This is a genomic window from Kitasatospora sp. NPDC059747 (genome assembly GCF_042732955.1).
GTDB lineage: Bacteria > Actinomycetota > Actinomycetes > Streptomycetales > Streptomycetaceae > Kitasatospora.
In genome coordinates, this window is the sequence record NZ_JBHWGV010000011.1 from 1 (window position 1) to 15,518 (window position 15,518).

19 protein-coding genes and 1 pseudogene are annotated in these 15,518 nt (G+C 74.6%); 11 read left to right on the plus strand and 9 right to left on the minus strand.

Annotated features, from left to right (window positions below; translation table 11 throughout):
• From ACFV4G_RS07095 to ACFV4G_RS07105, 3 genes and pseudogenes are all read right to left on the minus strand, one after another.
• Window positions 1–146: pseudogene (locus ACFV4G_RS07095) on the minus strand (electron transfer flavoprotein subunit beta); the annotation flags it as partial.
• 195 nt (window positions 147–341) lie between these two features.
• Window positions 342–1,187, minus strand: a complete 846-nt coding sequence (locus ACFV4G_RS07100; RefSeq protein WP_380437359.1) for a family 1 encapsulin nanocompartment shell protein — start codon at window positions 1,185–1,187, stop codon at window positions 342–344.
• A 16-nt stretch (window positions 1,188–1,203) separates the two neighbouring features.
• The gene (locus tag ACFV4G_RS07105; RefSeq protein WP_380437361.1) at window positions 1,204–2,211 is read right to left on the minus strand and encodes a Dyp-type peroxidase; all 1,008 of its coding nucleotides are present in this window, start codon (window positions 2,209–2,211) and stop codon (window positions 1,204–1,206) included.
• A 253-nt stretch (window positions 2,212–2,464) separates the two neighbouring features.
• On the opposite strand from ACFV4G_RS07105, the gene ACFV4G_RS07110 reads away from it, so the two are divergent.
• Entirely contained in the window at window positions 2,465–3,226 is a 762-nt protein-coding gene (locus tag ACFV4G_RS07110) for a PP2C family protein-serine/threonine phosphatase (protein ID WP_380437363.1), read from the plus strand.
• A 72-nt stretch (window positions 3,227–3,298) separates the two neighbouring features.
• On the opposite strand, the gene ACFV4G_RS07115 is transcribed toward ACFV4G_RS07110, so the two are convergent.
• On the minus strand, window positions 3,299–3,868 hold the full coding sequence (locus ACFV4G_RS07115; protein ID WP_380437365.1) for a DoxX family protein: 570 nt from the start codon (window positions 3,866–3,868) through the stop codon (window positions 3,299–3,301).
• Window positions 3,869–4,053: 185 nt separating this feature from the next.
• Between ACFV4G_RS07115 and ACFV4G_RS07120 the strand changes: the two genes are divergently transcribed.
• Window positions 4,054–4,650: a TIGR03086 family metal-binding protein gene (locus ACFV4G_RS07120; RefSeq protein WP_380437367.1), complete on the plus strand. Its 597-nt coding sequence runs from the start codon at window positions 4,054–4,056 to the stop codon at window positions 4,648–4,650.
• A gap of 95 nt (window positions 4,651–4,745) precedes the next feature.
• Window positions 4,746–5,021, plus strand: coding sequence for a hemerythrin domain-containing protein (locus ACFV4G_RS07125; RefSeq protein WP_380437369.1), 276 nt, complete (start codon window positions 4,746–4,748; stop codon window positions 5,019–5,021).
• On the opposite strand, the gene ACFV4G_RS07130 is transcribed toward ACFV4G_RS07125, so the two are convergent.
• Window positions 5,005–5,793 (minus strand): VOC family protein, encoded by a 789-nt coding sequence (locus ACFV4G_RS07130; protein ID WP_380437371.1) that lies wholly within the window; start codon window positions 5,791–5,793, stop codon window positions 5,005–5,007. The genes ACFV4G_RS07125 and ACFV4G_RS07130 overlap by 17 nt on opposite strands.
• A 297-nt stretch (window positions 5,794–6,090) precedes the next feature.
• Here ACFV4G_RS07130 and ACFV4G_RS07135 point away from each other — a divergent pair, with 297 nt between their 5' ends.
• The 3 genes from ACFV4G_RS07135 (at window position 6,091) to ACFV4G_RS07145 (ending at window position 9,164) form a co-directional block, all read left to right on the plus strand.
• Window positions 6,091–6,768, plus strand: coding sequence for a TetR/AcrR family transcriptional regulator (locus tag ACFV4G_RS07135; RefSeq protein WP_380437373.1), 678 nt, complete (start codon window positions 6,091–6,093; stop codon window positions 6,766–6,768).
• Window positions 6,769–6,926: 158 nt separating this feature from the next.
• Complete coding sequence (locus ACFV4G_RS07140; protein ID WP_380437375.1) at window positions 6,927–8,456, plus strand: MFS transporter; 1,530 nt, start codon at window positions 6,927–6,929, stop codon at window positions 8,454–8,456.
• A gap of 267 nt (window positions 8,457–8,723) precedes the next feature.
• A complete protein-coding gene (locus ACFV4G_RS07145) occupies window positions 8,724–9,164 on the plus strand; it encodes a PPOX class F420-dependent oxidoreductase (protein ID WP_380437377.1) in 441 nt (146 codons plus the stop codon).
• Between the two features lie 293 nt (window positions 9,165–9,457).
• Here ACFV4G_RS07145 and ACFV4G_RS07150 read toward each other — a convergent pair whose 3' ends face one another.
• Complete coding sequence (locus ACFV4G_RS07150; RefSeq protein WP_380437379.1) at window positions 9,458–9,727, minus strand: DUF1876 domain-containing protein; 270 nt, start codon at window positions 9,725–9,727, stop codon at window positions 9,458–9,460.
• A 210-nt stretch (window positions 9,728–9,937) separates the two neighbouring features.
• On the opposite strand from ACFV4G_RS07150, the gene ACFV4G_RS07155 reads away from it, so the two are divergent.
• From ACFV4G_RS07155 to ACFV4G_RS07170, 4 genes are all read left to right on the plus strand, one after another.
• Window positions 9,938–10,813, plus strand: coding sequence for a YndJ family protein (locus tag ACFV4G_RS07155; RefSeq protein WP_380437381.1), 876 nt, complete (start codon window positions 9,938–9,940; stop codon window positions 10,811–10,813).
• A gap of 13 nt (window positions 10,814–10,826) precedes the next feature.
• Window positions 10,827–11,336, plus strand: a complete 510-nt coding sequence (locus tag ACFV4G_RS07160) for a DUF1990 family protein (RefSeq protein ID WP_380437383.1) — start codon at window positions 10,827–10,829, stop codon at window positions 11,334–11,336.
• Window positions 11,337–11,436: 100 nt separating this feature from the next.
• Window positions 11,437–12,057: a hypothetical protein gene (locus ACFV4G_RS07165; RefSeq protein ID WP_380437566.1), complete on the plus strand. Its 621-nt coding sequence runs from the start codon at window positions 11,437–11,439 to the stop codon at window positions 12,055–12,057.
• Between the two features lie 25 nt (window positions 12,058–12,082).
• Window positions 12,083–12,745 (plus strand): hypothetical protein, encoded by a 663-nt coding sequence (locus tag ACFV4G_RS07170; RefSeq protein WP_380437385.1) that lies wholly within the window; start codon window positions 12,083–12,085, stop codon window positions 12,743–12,745.
• Window positions 12,746–12,805: 60 nt separating this feature from the next.
• Here the strand turns inward: ACFV4G_RS07170 and ACFV4G_RS07175 are convergent, their stop codons facing one another.
• The 3 genes from ACFV4G_RS07175 to ACFV4G_RS07185 are packed head-to-tail and all read right to left on the minus strand — an operon-like array spanning window position 12,806 to window position 14,766.
• Window positions 12,806–13,537: an anti-sigma factor family protein gene (locus ACFV4G_RS07175; protein ID WP_380437387.1), complete on the minus strand. Its 732-nt coding sequence runs from the start codon at window positions 13,535–13,537 to the stop codon at window positions 12,806–12,808.
• The gene (locus ACFV4G_RS07180; protein WP_380437389.1) at window positions 13,534–14,106 is read right to left on the minus strand and encodes a sigma-70 family RNA polymerase sigma factor; all 573 of its coding nucleotides are present in this window, start codon (window positions 14,104–14,106) and stop codon (window positions 13,534–13,536) included. Before ACFV4G_RS07180 ends, ACFV4G_RS07175 begins: the two co-directional genes overlap by 4 nt.
• Before the next feature lie 33 nt (window positions 14,107–14,139).
• Window positions 14,140–14,766 (minus strand): hypothetical protein, encoded by a 627-nt coding sequence (locus tag ACFV4G_RS07185; protein WP_380437391.1) that lies wholly within the window; start codon window positions 14,764–14,766, stop codon window positions 14,140–14,142.
• 196 nt (window positions 14,767–14,962) lie between these two features.
• On the opposite strand from ACFV4G_RS07185, the gene ACFV4G_RS07190 reads away from it, so the two are divergent.
• On the plus strand, window positions 14,963–15,352 hold the full coding sequence (locus ACFV4G_RS07190) for a thioredoxin family protein (RefSeq protein WP_380437568.1): 390 nt from the start codon (window positions 14,963–14,965) through the stop codon (window positions 15,350–15,352).
• Window positions 15,353–15,518 lie beyond the last annotated feature (166 nt).

Below are 15,518 nucleotides of genomic sequence, written 5' to 3' on the forward strand. Positions count from 1 at the left end.
CGCAGCGCCTGCTCCACGCCGTACTCGTCCAGCTCCGACAGGAGGCCGTCCACGCCCTCCCGGTCGGTGGTGTGGTCGTCCGCGAAACGACGGTCACCCGTCGCGTCCGGCACGTGCTTCACACAGACGACGATCCTCAAGGTCATGAGCGGTTCTCCTGTCACGGGTGCACTGGATCCTTGGCCTCAGGTCATGCCGAGGGTACTGAGTGCCAATCCCGGCCCGGCCGCGCCATGCGCCCGCAAGCGCCACCTGGACCGGCATGCCGTGTCGGCTCTCTTCGACTGGCGTCAGAGGCTCCGGGACGACAATACGGCACTCAGTACCCCTCGTAAAGGAACTCAGTACCCTTCACGGTGGCCCGGGGCCCTCGGGCCGTCCTGCGGCGCCGGTCCGCCCAGGGCCACGGCGGCCTCGCCGGTGTGGACGCGGAAGGTGAGCGACTCCTGGAGGTACAGCCGGACGGAGTCGGCGTCGTGGGAGAGGTAGCCGACCGAGACGTCCTGGCCGAGGACGAGTTCGAAGTCGCCACCGCGGGCGGAGAGCAGGAGGGCGCCCTCGATGGCGGGGGCCCAGATGATCTCGCCGTCCAGGAGCCGGGCGAGGTGGTTGTGGACGGGGTAGCCGTGGTCGCTGGTCTCGTTGACGGCGGTGAACGCGTCCGCGCCGAGGAGCAGCGAGTACGGGCCGCCGACGCCCGCGAGGCGCAGCGCCGTGAGGGCGCGGCTGACGGCGTTGGGGTAGTCGCGGACGTCGGCCGGGAGCGGGACGGGCGGGTTGGTGGCGGCGGCGCGGATGCCCTCGATCGCGGCGGCCCGGTAGCCCTCGAAGACGGCGCGGTCCTCGGCGAGGGCGAGGGTGCGGGCGGCGTCCTTGACCGGCTGCCAGTCGGAGTCGCGGGCGCCGCGCTCGACGTCGTCGACGGCCTCGCGCGCGACGGTGAACGGGACGCGGAGCTCGACCACCGGCCGGGCCTCGCGGGCGTGGGCCAGGACGCCGTCGGCGGGCGGGTCGATCGCGGCGAGGTGGCCGGTGCCGACGGCGGCCAGCCCGGCGCCGTCGGGGCCGCGCAGGTCGACGGCGCGGCGGCCGGCGACGTGCAGGGTGAAGGTCTGGCGGGCCTCCTCCTCGATCTCGGCCCAGGCGGCGGCGGAGACGGGGGCGAGGTCCCGGTGCAGGTTGTCCATGGTGCGAAGGTCCTTGTCAGGGGGTCCGCTTGAGGCTGCCGATGCCGAGCGAGCCGTCCCCCGGGACGGCGGCCGGCCCGGGCGGCGGGGGCGGAGGGGTGTCGAGGAAGTCGGCGGTCGGGACGAAGAACAGCGAGCCGGTGACGGCGGTGGAGAAGTCGAGCAGCCGGTCGGTGGTGCCGGGCGGGCGGCCGACGAACATGTTGCGCAGCATCTCCTCGGTCACCTCGGGGGTGCGCGCGTAGCCGATGAAGTAGGTGCCGTACTCGCCGCCGCGCTCGAAGGAGCCGAACGGCATGTTGAAGCGGACGATCTTCCGCTCCCCGCCGTCCGGCCCGGTGAGGACGGTGAGCGCGACGTGCGAGTCGGCGGGCTTGACGTCGTCGTCGAGCTCGATGTCGCCGAGCTTGGTGCGCCCGACCGCCCCCTCCTGCTCCTCGGTGCTCAGCGCGTTCCACTTGTCGAGGTCGTGCAGGTACTTCTGGACGACGACGTAGCTGCCGCCGGCGAAGCCCGGGTCCTCGTCGCCGACCAGCGCGGCGGTCTCGGCGGCGCGGCCCTCGGGGTTCTCGGTGCCGTCGACGAAGCCGAGCAGGTCGCGGTCGTCGAAGTACTGGAAGCCCTGGACGGAGTCGACGACGGCGGCCGCGCCCGCGAGGCGCTCGGTGAGCCGGGCGGCGAGCTCGAAGCACAGGTCCGTCCGCTCGGCCCGCACGTGCAGCAGGAGGTCGCCGGGGGTGGCCGGGGCGCGGTGGCGGGCGCCGGCCACCTCGCGGAACGGGTGCAGCCCGGCCGGCCTCGGGCCCGCGAAGAGCCGGTCCCAGGCGTCCGAGCCGATGCCGGTGACGCAGGTCAGACCACCCTCGGGAGCGCGGAAGCCGACCGAACGGCGCAGTCCGGCGAGGTCGGGCAGGAGGGCGCGGACGGTGTCCTCGCCGCCGGAGTGCACGGTGAGCACGAGGAAGACGGCCGCGCCGGTCAGCGGGGACAGGACGGCTTGCGGCTCGGGCGGCTCGGGCTGCATGGGCGGTTCCCTCCGGGGGACGTCAGGAAGGCGCCGTCAGGAAGGCGCGAATCTGATCATTCGTACGATTACACCGCAGAGCGGGAGGATCGGCGCGGGCGGCGCGCACCCGGGCGCGGGGCCGGTCGTCGAACCTTCGATCTGTCGCGGTTCCCGCGTCCCGCGCCCTGCTTCGGGCGTCCACTTCCCGCTTCGCGCCGGGCCGCGGGTCCCCCCGACAATGGGATGAGAGCTCCCGAAGGGCGGCGAACCGATGGCGCCGTACATCGCGGTGAGCGCGCTGAGCCACGAGGGCCTGGTGCGCGAGCACAACGAGGACAGCCTCACGATCGGGCCGTGGACGCTCTGCGCCACGGTGACCACCAACCCGCAGACCCTGCTCTTCCCGTTCGGCCCGCCCTGCGTCGTCGCGGTCGCCGACGGCCTCGGCGGCCACCCCGGCGGCGAGGTGGCGAGCGCGCTGGTGGCCCGCCGGCTCGCCGCGGACGGTCCCGGGCTCGGCGACGAGGAGGCGGTCCGCGAGGAGCTCCAGGAGTGCAACCGCGCCGTCTACGCGGCCGCCGCCGAGGAGCCGGAGCTGGCCGCGATGGGCACGACGGTGGCCGGCCTGGTGCTGCTGCCCGAGCGGGCGGTGGCGTTCAACGTCGGCGACAGCCGGGTCTACCGGGTCACCGCGGACGGCCTGCGGCTGGTGAGCGTGGACGACAGCCCGCCGCTGCCGCCAGGCCGGCGCACCACCTCGATGGTCACCCAGACGCTGGGCGGCTCGCTCGGCCTGACCTTCGTCGAACCGCACGTGCGGACGGCCCCGCTCGCCGCCGGCGACCGCTACCTGGTGTGCAGCGACGGGCTGACCGACCCGGTGCCCGAGGAGGAACTCGCCGACCTGCTGGCCCGGACCGCAGGGGACTCGGACCGGTCGGACGGGAAGGCGGCGTTCGAGCTGTGGCGGGCCGCGATCGAGGCCGGCGGGCCGGACAACATCACGTTGGCGCTGGTGCGGATCGGCGGGTGACCGGGCGCGGAGCGAACGGCGAAGCCGTGGTGACGATACGTCACCACGGCTTCACTGCAAGGGAGTTGATGCCTACTTGCGGAGCAGCAGGATCGCGCCCGCGGTCACCAGTCCGACCACGACGGCGGCCGCGCCGTACGCCAGGCGGTGCGCCCGCACCACCGGCAGGAAGCGGTCCACGGCGTAGCGGCCGGGGCCGGTCAGGGCGAGCGCGGCGGCGCCGGCCGTGAGCAGCAGCTCGTACTCGTTGCCCTTCGGCAGGAAGAAGCCGCCGCCCCAGGTGACGGCTATCGCGTTGACCATCGTGCCGAGGATCGCGGCGCCGGCCAGCGGGGTGAGCAGGCCGATCGCGAGCGCGAGGCCGCCCGCCGTCTCGGTGAGGCCCGCGACGACGGCCATGGCGTTGCCCGCCGGGTAGCCGCTCGCGGTGAAGAACTGGCCGGTGCCGTCGATCCCGCCGCCGCCGAACCAGCCGAACAGCTTCTGGCTGCCGTGCGCGGCCATGGTCAGGCCGAGCACGAGGCGCAGGAGCAGGAGCCCGGCGTCGTAGGCGTGCGGGGAGGTCTCCGCCGGCCCGGAGGCCACCCGGTTCGAACGGGCGGAAGTGGTGGGGGCGGTCGTGCTCGGGCTGCTGCTCGGCATGCGCGTCTCCATCGATGGGGGGGTCGGTCGCGGGGCGGGTGTGGTGATGCGGCCGAGCTCGGACACCCCGCTTTGTTTAACGTTGAACCGGCCGCTCCTCGACCGTACCTTGGAGTTCGAATTTGAACAACTGACGGCGCGCCGACAACTCGCGGGCCCGGCCCTGCGCGGGGCAGGGTGGAGGCATGGCTGAAAGCGCGCACCACGAACTGGCCGCGATTCCCGGCACGCCCTACCCCGAGGCCCTCGCCGCCTTCGGCGAGCAGGTCCGGCTGATCGGCCCCGGCCAGTGGGACGCCCCCACCCCGTGCACCGACTGGTCCGTCCGCGACCTCGTCAACCACCTCACCGGCGAGCAACTGTGGATCCCCGAACTGCTGATGGGCGCCACCGTCGCGGAGGTCGGCGGCCGCTTCGACGGCGACGTCCTCGGCGACGACCCGGTCGCCGCGTGGACGGCCGCCGCCGACGCCGCCAGGCACGCCTTCGCCGTCCCCGGCGCCACCGGGCTCACCGTCCACCTGTCGTTCGGGGACGTCTCCGGGCAGTACTACCTGGACCAGGTCACCACCGACCTCGTCATCCACGCCTGGGACCTCGCCGAGGGCGTCGGCCACCCGACCCGGCTGCCCGCCGGCCTCGTCGACTTCGCCCTCGCCGCGATCGGCGGCTACGGCGACCTGTCGGGCACCGGCGCGTTCGCCCCGCCCGTCCCCGTCCCGGACGACGCGGACCCCCAGACCCGCCTGCTCGCCCTCACCGGGCGCCGCGACCACCCCTAGGAGGCCGATGACCTGCGGATTCGCCGTCCACGCCAGCGGATGCCGGACACTGGAGGTAGCCAGGGGGACGTTTCCGTGCGAGAGGCGGGCGTGCCATGCGCAGGCCGGACATCCTCGGCGAGTTCACCGCCGACCACCGGGCGGTCGCCGAGCTGCTCACCCGGATCGAGTCCGCGCCCGACGGCACCGCCGAGCGCACCGACCTGCTGGCGACGCTCACCGACCTGCTGTTCACCCACTGCGCCGCCGAGGAGGAGCACCTCTTCCCGGTCGTCCAGCACGACGTGCCCGACGGCGGGGCGCTGGTCTTCGGCTGCATCCACGACCACCTGGCGATCGCCGAGGCCGGCCCGGCTAGCCCTTCGGGCTGATCACCGCGAACCGGCCGCCCGCCGGGTCCTGGAGGCGGGCCACCCGCCCGTACGGGGAGTCGAAGGCGGGGCCGAGCGCCGAACCGCCCAGCTCTTCGGCCATCACGATCGCCCGGTCGGTGTCCTCGACGGAGAACGACACCTCCCAGTGCGGCGGCGCACCCGCCGGGCCGCCCGCCTGCTCCTTGGCGAGCGCCGCGACGCTGTGGCCCTCCGCCCGCAGCACCACCCGGTCGTGCTCCCAGCGCACGTCGAACCGCTCCGGGTCGCGGCCGTCCCAGCGGAACACCTCGCCGTAGAACAGGGCCGCGGCGAACGGGTCCGGGGTGCGCAGCTCGATCCAGACCGGGGCGCCCGGCAGGTCCAGCCGCCGGGCCCGGCCCGGCGGGCCCTCCCAGATGCCGAACGCGGCGCCGGCCGGGTCCGCGGCGAACGCGATCCGCCCGACGTCGAAGGCCAGCGGCCCGACGGCCAGCGTGGCCCCGCGCTCGCGCACCGCGTCGGCGGCGGCGTCGGCGCTCTCCGTCCCGAAGTAGCTCGTCCACGCGACCGGGATCGCCCAGCCGCCGCCCGCGACACCCAGCCCGGCCACCGCCTCGCCGCCGACCACCGCGTGCACGTAGGGGCCGAAGCGGTCCGGCCCGGGCTCGAACTCCCAGCCCAGCAGCGGCCCGTAGAACGCCTGCGCGTCCCCCAGGTCCCGGGCCGTCAGGCTCACCCAGCACGGAACGGCCGCCACGCAGCGCACCCGGGCGGTCTCACCGCTGCCCATCGCGGACCTCCTCGCCACCACCCGGCCGCCGGGCCCCTCCCGACACCCGCGGCCCACCGGCCGCCCGGGACGCCCACAGCCTAGGCCGACGGACGTACCCCCGCCCGGCCCGACACGGCCGCGTTCAGCGCACCGGGTCGCGAGGACCCCGTGCCGGAGCGCTCCCCGCCACTCCACCCTGACATGTGACACAGGTCACATTGCAGGCTGAAATATCCGGGGACGGAATCCCCGTTTGGACTCTCGTAGGCAGAAGCGGGGAGAAGTTCCCCGGTATCCTGATGAGGAGCAGTCGTCGTGACCACCGCCGCCACCAAGCCGGCCCGTTCCGCGGAGAGCGTCCGGGCGCCCAAGTTGCGTGCCGATGCCACCCGGAACCGGGAGCGGATCGTGCTGGCGGCCCGGGACGCGTTCGTCGAGCACGGTGCCGAGGTGCCGCTGGACGAGATCGCGAAGCGGGCGGGGGTCGGCAACGCCACGCTGTACCGGAACTTCCCGGACCGCACGTCGCTGATCAAGGCCGTCGCGCTGCTCGTCAAGGGCCGCATCCTGGCCCTCGCCGAGACGGCGGCGGCCGAGGCGGACGGCGGCACCGGCCCGTTCGACGCGCTCCAGCGGTTCGCGCACGCGACCGTCGAGGAGAAGGTCGGCGCGCTGTGCACGGTCTTCGGCACCCGGGTGGACCCGTTCGACCCGGACGTCGTCGAGATCCGCGACCGGATGCGCGCGGCCGTCGGCGGCCTGCTGGAGCGGGCCCGCGCGGCGGGCGAGCTGCGGCCGGACGTCGACCACGGTGACCTGTTCATCGCGATCGCCCAGCTCTCCCGTCCCCTGCCGAACACCTCCTGCCGGATGCTCGACGACTTCGTGCACCGGCACCTCCAGCTCTTCCTGGACGGCCTGCGGGCACCCGCCCGTTCGGTCCTGCCCGGCCGGCCCGCCACCTTCGAGGACTTCCAGGCCGCCCACCACTGATCCGTTCCGACCCCCAGAGCCCCACGCCCCCGACCGACCGGAGCCCCCAGGCCGCGAGGCCTGACCCCGGCATGCCCGCGTACGGCGCCGACTCTCGCGCGCCGTAAGCCCGTCGACCCCTCTCCCGCCCCGCACGCACCCGTGAAGTGAGTACCGCCATGCCCGAAACCGACGCCCGCCCGGCGACGCTGCCCGATCCCAGGCGCTGGAAGGCGCTGATCTTCATCGGCCTCGCCCAGCTGATGGTCGTCCTCGACGCGACCATCGTGAACATCGCCCTGCCGTCCGCCCAGCGCGACCTCGGCATATCCGACGGCAACCGCCAGTGGGTCATCACCGCCTACGCGCTGGCCTTCGGCGGCCTCCTGCTGTTCGGCGGCCGGATCGCCGACCTGTGGGGCCGCAAGCGCACCTTCATCGTCGGCCTGACCGGCTTCGCCCTCGCCTCCGCGCTCGGCGGCGCCGCGGCCAACACCGCGATGCTGCTCGGCGCCCGCGCCCTCCAGGGCGCGTTCGGCGCGCTGCTCGCGCCCGCCGCGCTGTCCCTGCTCGCGGTGACCTTCACCGAGGCCAAGGAGCGCGCCAAGGCCTTCGGCATCTACGGCGCGATCGCCGGCGGGGGCGGCGCCATCGGTCTGATCCTCGGCGGCCTGCTGACCGAGTACATGAACTGGCGCTGGACCTTCTTCGTCAACATCCCGTTCGCGATCATCGCCGCCGCGGGCGCCGTCCTGGTGATCCGCGAGCCCGCCGAGGGCCGCAACCGCAACCGCCTGGACGTCCCGGGCGTGCTGCTGGTGACCACCGGCCTGGTCTCCCTGGTCTACGGCTTCACCCGCGCCGAGACGAGCGGCTGGACGGCCGGCAGCACGCTGGGCCTGTTCGTCGCCGCCGCCCTGCTGCTGACCGCGTTCGTCGTGGTCGAGCGCCGGGTGAAGGCCCCGCTGCTGCCGCTGCGCGTGGTGCTCGACCGCAACCGCGGCGGGGTCTACCTGTCGCTCGGCATGGCCGTGATCGGCATGTTCGGCCTGTTCCTGTTCCTGACCTACTACCTGCAGATCGTGCTGGGCTACAGCCCGGTCCTGACCGGCGTCGCGTTCCTGCCGATGGTGGCGGGCATGATCACCGGCTCGACCCAGATCGGCGCCCGGCTGATGACCCGGGTCCCGGCGCGCTTCCTGATGGCGCCCGGCTTCCTGGTCGCCTCGATCGGCATGCTGATCCTGACCCAGATCGGCCTGGACTCCTCCTACCCGGTCCACATCCTGCCCGGCCTGATCCTGATGGGCCTCGGCATGGGCACCGCGTTCATGCCGGCCATGAGCCTCGCCACGCACGGCGTGCAGCCGCGCGACGCGGGCGTGGCCTCGGCGATGGTCAACACCTCGCAGCAGGTCGGCGGCGCGATCGGCACCGCGCTGCTGAACACCATCGCGGCCAGCGCCACCACGGGCTGGCTGGCCTCGCACATGACCGCCGCCGCCGCGGCCGACCCGGCCGCCGCCAAGGTGCTGCAGTTCCAGGGCATGGTGCACGGCTTCTCGACCGCGATCTGGGTGTCCTTCGGGATCCTGGTGACGGCCTCGGCCGTGGCCTTCATCTTCGTCAACGCGGGCCGTCCCGGCGCGACGAGCGGCTCGGCCGCCGGTGCCGAGGAGGCCGTCGAGGTGCCGGTGCTGGCGCACTGACCCCCGGCCCCGACGGGCGGAACTCCGGGTGCGTACGCGGCCCGTCCGGTGTCTCACGGCACCGGGCGGGCCGTTCGCCGTTTTCCGGGCGGGCCGTTCGCCGTCCTTTTCGCCGTTCCGCGCCGACCGGGCGCCCGGTGCACCCGGGCAGCCCCCGCCCCCTCGAAGCGGCGGCCCCGATCGACGAGAATGACGGGTACCGCGAGATGTCCGCGGGCCGCCGTCACCGGTCCGGCCCCCGGTCCCCCACGCCAGCGGGAGGACATCGTGCACGACCGCACCGAGCAGCTCTCCGACAGCAGGCACCTGCTGCTCACCACGTTCGGCGACGACGGCAGCCGCCTGGAGTCGCAGATCTGGGTGGTCGCCGACGGCCCGGCCCTCGGGGTCTGGACGCCGGCCCACTCGGGCGCGGCCGAGCGGATCCGGCACCACCCCAGGGTGCTGGTAGGCCCCTGCGACGCCCACGGGCGCCCGACCGGCCGCCGGATCCCGGCCCGCGCGCGGGTCTGCGACGCGGACTCCACCGCGCGCTACCGCACCTCGCTGATCAACAAGTACGGCCTGACGGCCCTGCTCGTACTGGCCCGCAGCCGCTTCCGGGTCGGACTCGCGGGGACGGTCGGCATCCGGATCACGATCGACGAGCTGGAGCAGCGGCTGGTCGGGCCGGAGTGGCAGCTGCCGACGACGTACTGCCCTAACTGAACCCGCGCCCAACTGAACCCGCGGCGGACACGCCTTCAGCCGCCCCCTCGCGAGGGCCCGGGTTCAGTCCCCCGCATCGGGCGCCCGGGCCAGGTCCCCGGGCTCGCAGGCCTCCCGGCCGGTCGCCACGTGCACGACCCGGACCGCCCGCTCGGGACCGCCCGGCACGACCCGCTGCTCGTGCCCGCAGCGCGGACAGATCAGCGGGATGCGCGGCCGGTTCGGATCCCGTTCGCCTTCCCGGGCGTGCCCCCGCGCGTCTCCGCGGGGACCCGGGCCGCCGCCGGGGCCGGTCACGTCAGCGGGTGGGTCGGGATCGGGCTGACGTCCTGGATCTCGCCGTGGGCCTTGGTCAGGAGCTGCGACGCGAGGTCGTTGAGCGCCCGGGCCCCTGCGATCTCCTCGCCGACCCGCAGCTGTTCCGGGTCCGAGGGGTGGCGGCTGCTGTAGCCGTGGGCGCGCACCTCGCTGCCGTCGCTCAGCCGGAGCAGGGCGGCGGCGGTCGTCCGCGGGCCCTCCTCGCGGAACTCCATCTCGATGTGCCAACCGACCAGAGTCTGCATGGCGGATCACCTCCATCGGTTACTCCTCCAGAGTGCGCCGCACCCGGCGTCCGCACCAGGCCAGAGCGGTCCGCACCCGGCCGGAGCGGTCCGGAGCGATCCGGGGGGACGAGTTGAACACGTTCAAGTCGACGGCGTAGAGTCGCGGCTGCGAGCAGGTTTGAACACGTTCAAGGAGGTGCCCGGTTGTCCGGGACGGGGATGTCAGGGATGGGGAGGGGCACGACCGAGCTGGTCGACCTGGTGATCCTGCTCGGCATGGGCGTGGTCGTCCCGCTCGGCCTCGGCCTGATCGGCGGGCCCGGGCTCGCCCGCGTCCGCCGGCTCTGGCCGCTCGCCGCCGTCCCCGGGGCCCTGTCGCTCTGGCTCCCGCGCGGCGGGTTCGCGGCCGGGTGCGCCGTGCTGTACCTGCTCGGCACGCTCGCCGTCGCCGCCCACGCGCCGCTGCGGCTGGCCCGCACGCGTTCGCTCGCACCGCGCGAGATCGCCGTCCTGATGGCGCTCGCCACGCCCTCGGTGGCCGGGACGGCCCTGGTCGCCGAGCGCGCCGGGTACCCGCTGTTCGGCTTCGAGCCGCACGTCCTGGCACTGACCGTCCCGCACTTCCACTTCGCCGGGTTCACCGCCGCCCTGGTCGCCGGGCTCGTCTGCCGGGCCGCCGCGCCGGACTCCGTGGCGGCCCGCGCCGCCGCGCTCAGCGTCCCGGCGGGCACGCTGCTGGTGCTGGCCGGCTACTTCCTCGGCGCCTGGGTGCAGTTCGCCGGCGCCGTCGTGCTCACCACCGGCATGTGGCTCGTCGGCCTCCTCACCTGGCGCGAACTGCGCACCCGCACGGCCGACCCGGTCACCGCCCGCCTGCTCGCCGTGTCCTCGGCGGTCCTCGCGCTCACGATGCTGCTCGCCCTGTGGTGGGCCCTCGGCCAGGCGTCCGGGCTGCCCCACCCCACGCTCACCTGGATGGCCGCCACCCACGGCGTCGGCAACGCGCTGGGCTTCGCCCTGTGCTCGCTGCTCGCCTGGCGCCGGCTGCAGGCGGAGACACCACCGCCGCTGCGCACCGACCTCCCGCTCACCACCCACCGATGAACGAGGGCCTCCCGTGGACGACCTCAGCTACCCCGAAGCCGGCGCCAGCTCGACCGGTCAACTGCCCGACGGGTACAACCACTTGACGCACCGCGTGCGGATCGGCCACGGCCGGGCCGCCCTGGAGGTGGCCGGCGCCGCGATCCTCGGCTGGCGCATGCACCGCCTGGCCGGTGTACGGATCGACACGGACGCCGACGCCGTGCCCGGCCTCGCCGTGCGGTGCGCGATCGGCGTCGGCCCGCTGCGCGCGGGCGCCCCGAACCGGGTCCTGCGCACCGAGACCGGCCCGGACCGCTACGGCCTCACGTACGGCACCCGCAGCGGCCACCTGGCCAGCGGCGAGGAGACGTTCCGGGTGGAGCTGGGGCCGGACGGGGCGGTCTGGTTCACGGTCACCGCGTTCAGCCGCCCGGTGGCCCTGTACGCCCGCCTGGCCGGGCCCGTCCTGCCGCTCGCCCAGCAGGCCTTCGCCCGGCGGTGCGGGCGGGTGCTCGCGCACATCGCCGCCGACGCCGGGTGACGGTGCCCGGCCGTGGCGCGGCCGCGAAAAGCCGTGGCGCGGCCGCGAAAAGCCGTGGCACGGCGGACCGCCGATTCGCCATCATGCCGGGGTGATCCTGATGCAGCCCGTGCTGGAAACCGCCGCCCTCGACGACTTCGACCTGTGGCCGATCGGCACGTCCACGCCCTACGGGTTCATCGTCGTGGACGGCCGGACGGCGCCCGCCGACGTCGGCACGGCGCTCGCGAGCATCGCCGACGGCACCACGCCCTGGGAGGGCGACGCCCCCGACCCGGACGAGGCGGACGACCCGGTCGCCGCGTTCCTGTTCGGCCTGCTCAACAGCCCGTACCCGTACGCACCCGGCGGCTTCCGCGTCACCGACACCGCCACCGGGACGGTCTTCGACCCCGGCTGCTGCAACGGCCTCGAAGAGTGGCGCGAGTGGCTGGAGGTGCTCGACGGCGAGGGCACCGGCGGCTTCGGCCACGGCCCGACCCCGCTGGCCCAGCGCCTCGGCGACGTCGTCCGGCTGACCGTCGACATGGGCCTCAAGCAGGACAGCCCGGTCATCGAGGTGCCCGTCGACGAGCTCCGCGCCCTGGTCGTGCGCGCCGAGCAGGACCTGCGCGACTTCGTCGGGCTCGCCGGGCGCTGGGCCGAGCGGTACCTCCCGGAGCACGCCGCCGGGATCGCCGCCGCGCTCGCGCGGATACCCGACCCGGTGACGGAGGACTGAACACCGAAAACCGAGGACCGAGGACGTGACCAGCTTCCACACCCACCGGGCCCTCGTGCACGACGCCCGGCTCCCCGTCCGGCGGCGGCACGCGGCGCTGCGCACGTGCGTCACCTGCTTCGCGCCGTACGGGTTCAGGGCGACCTACCACCACCTCACGCTGAGCGCCCGGATCCCGCGACGACTGGAGGCGGATCCGGACGCGCTCGTCCGCGCGGTCGAGGAACTGCACGAGGCGCGGACACTGTGGCTCGCGCGGGCGGCGGAGTTCGCGGCGCAGCGCCGGGCGCAGAAGCGGGCCGGGCGCAGGTCCGTGCCGGCTCCGCGGCCGTGGTGGCTGCGGAGGTACGACAGCGTCGGGAACGAGGCCTGGTACGACGACCCGTTCCGCCATCCGGCGCTGCGGCTGCCCGACTACGTCCGCCGGCAGAACGCGCTGCTGGACGGTGCCGAGTTGCCCGGGTGCCCGGCCTGCGGGGACGAGGGGGCGGCGGTGGCGGTCCCGACCGGGCACGGCGCGGCCGAGGTGTGCCCGGCGTGCGCGCTGGTGCTCCGGCCGTGCGGCGCGTGCGGGCAGCGGCACCGGGAGCTCCTGCCGTCCGCGCCGCGCGCCTGGCGCGGGATCTGGCGGCGCTCGCACATGACCGACGAGGGCACGCCCAGCCCGCACTGGCCTCGGCGGGCCTGAATCAGGACGGGCCCGAATCGCGGCGGACCCGAACCGTGGCGGGCCTGACGTGCGACGGACTCAGGCCCGGTGGGCCGGGACGGAGACGAGCACGGCGCCGGTGCCCTGGACACGCACCTCGAAGTGGTCGATCTGGCCCGGCTGGAACGCGGTGCCCCCACCGGTGTGCAGCGTGTCCCCGCTGTCCGGCTCGCCGTAGCCGTCCGCCGGAACGTTCCAGGTGGTGACCGTCTGGCGCTCCCCACCGTGCGAGACCGCGACCAGGGTGCACGTCAACGGGCCCTGGACATTGGACAGTTGGAGACTCACCCGGCTGCCCCAGGTGACGCCGTCCACTCCGACGACGGCCTGGGCACCGGTCTGCGGGTCGGTCGCGGAGAACTGCTGCGCGACGGCGACCACCGCGGGCGTGGCGCTGCCGCTGACCACCGCAGCCGTGACCACCGGGCCCGCGGCCACCATCGCGCTCGCGGCCAGCGCCAGCACCAGCCGCCGCACCCGGCCCCGTCGCCGGCCGGCCGAGACCTCGGCGACCAGCCGGTCCAGGAGGGCGGGGTCGGGGCCCGGGGCCGGCCCGGCCGGACCGAGGCCGAGCGCCGCGGCCGAGGCCGCGTACTCGGCCAGCACGGGCTCGACCGGGCCGAGCTCCGCGACCTGCGCCGCGCACTGCGGGCACCCGGCCAGGTGCTCCTCGAACGCGGCGCGCTCGGCGGGCTCCAGCAGGCCGAGGACGTACGCGCCGGTGTCGACGTGGTCGGCTCCGCCGGGGGCGGGGTCGGGGCGGTCGGTCACGATGTCACTCCCCGTTCCTCCAGTGCGAGCCTGAGCGAGCGCAGTGCGTAGAACACCCGCGACCGGACGGTCCCGGCCGGGATGCCGAGTTCGGCGGCCGCCTCCTTGGCGGTGCGGCCCTTGAGATAGGTCTCGACGATGATCTCCCGGTGGGCGGGCGAGAGGTCGCCGAGGGCGTCCGCGATGGTCATCATCCGCAGGGCCCGGTCGAGTTCGTCGTCGGCGGGCATCAGCTCCAGCGGCGCGGCGTCCACCTCGCGGGGCCGGGCGAGCGCGCTGCGGTGGTCGTCGATGACGATCCGCCGCGCGACCGTGACCAGCCAGGGGCGCAGCGAGCGGGCCGCCGGGTCGAGCCGGTGGATGTTGCGCCAGGCCCGGACGAGCGTCTCCTGCACGACGTCCTCGGCGCGCTGGCGGTCGCCGGCGACCAGGTGGAGCACGAAGCCGTAGAGCGGACCGGCGTGCTCGCGGTACAGGGCGCGCATCAGCTCCTCGTCCGACGCCCCCGGCCCGCGTGCGGCGGCCTCACCGCGGGGGTGCTCCTCGGTCACCACTTCATCGTTGCGCACCCCTGCCTCCCGAGCGAGTCACATCGTCACGGGTCAGTAGCCGCTGCTCGGCGCGGTGGGCTTCGGGGTCGCCGGGGCGCTCGGCATCGGGGTGGTGCCGGTCGTGACGCCCGCCTTGTCGCCGGTCGGGGTCAGCGCGTGCCAGATGCCGCCGAAGCCCTGGCCCATCGTGTCACCGGGCTTGGTGTCCGGTGCGTACCGGTAGACCGGCCAGCCGTTGACGGTGACCTGCTTGGTGCCGTCGTCGCGGGTGAAGGAGCCGACGAGCTTGCTGTCGATGCCCTTGACGGTGACGTTTCCGGTGGACTGCTCGGGCGGCCAGAGCGAGGAGCAGCCGGTGTTGCAGTACGAGTCCGGCGGGCTGCTCTCGTCCTTGTCGAAGCGGTAGAGCGTGAAGCCGGAGCCGTCGGTGATGATCGTCCCGAGCTTGGGGTCCGTCGCGGTCTGCAGGGTCGTGCCGCCGGCGGCCGGGGGCTGGCTCGGGGCCGGTGTGCCCGGGGCCGGGGTGCTCGGCGCGGCCGGCGCGCTCGGGGTGCTCGGGGTGCTGGGCTTGGCGCTCGAACCGGAGCCGGAGGACCCGCAGCCGGCCACGAGGGCGGTCACGGCGAGGCCGGAGGCGGCGAGCAGCGCGGCCCGCCGCGTGCGGGGGTTGCTGCGCATGGTGGGCTCCCGTGGTCGGGGGCGGAGTGGACACCCTTCTGTACGGACGGTGGCGGCGCGCTGCTCACCGGGGCGCCACACCGGGGAGGACGGTGGAAGAGAACGGTGAAAGGGGCGGTGGAATAGGCCGTGCCGGCGTGCCGTTGTGGCGTGCACAGGTCCGAACCGCCTCCTCCGGAAGGGAAGGAATCGCGAGATGAGCAACACGGTCGAGCTGACCAAGGAGAACTTCGACGACATCGTCCCCGGCCCCGAGGGCAAGGACTTCGTCTTCATCGACTTCTGGGCCGGGTGGTGCGGGCCGTGCCGCCAGTTCGCCCCGGTGTACGAGAAGGCCGCCGAGCGCCACCAGGACCTCGTGTTCGCCAAGGTGGACACCGAGGCCCAGCAGGAGCTGGCGTCCGCGTTCGGGATCCAGTCGATCCCGACGCTGGCGATCATCCGCGAGGGCGTGCTCGTCTTCTCGCAGGCCGGCGCACTGCCGGAGGCGGTGTTCGAGGACCTGATCGGCCAGGCCAGGAAGCTGGACATGGCCGAGGTGAAGCGCAAGGTCGCCGAGGAGCAGGCGGCGCAGGGCACGGCGTGACCTGCTGATCAACTCCCGGGCGGGGGGCGGGCGGGGGGGGGCCCGGGGCCGCCCCCCCCGGGGAGCCCGGGCCGCCGCCCCCCCCCAACGGGGCGGCGCGGCGCCGGGGTGCGGGCGCGGGGGGGCCGGGCGCCGGCGCGCCCTTGCCCAACACCCCGGGGGGGGG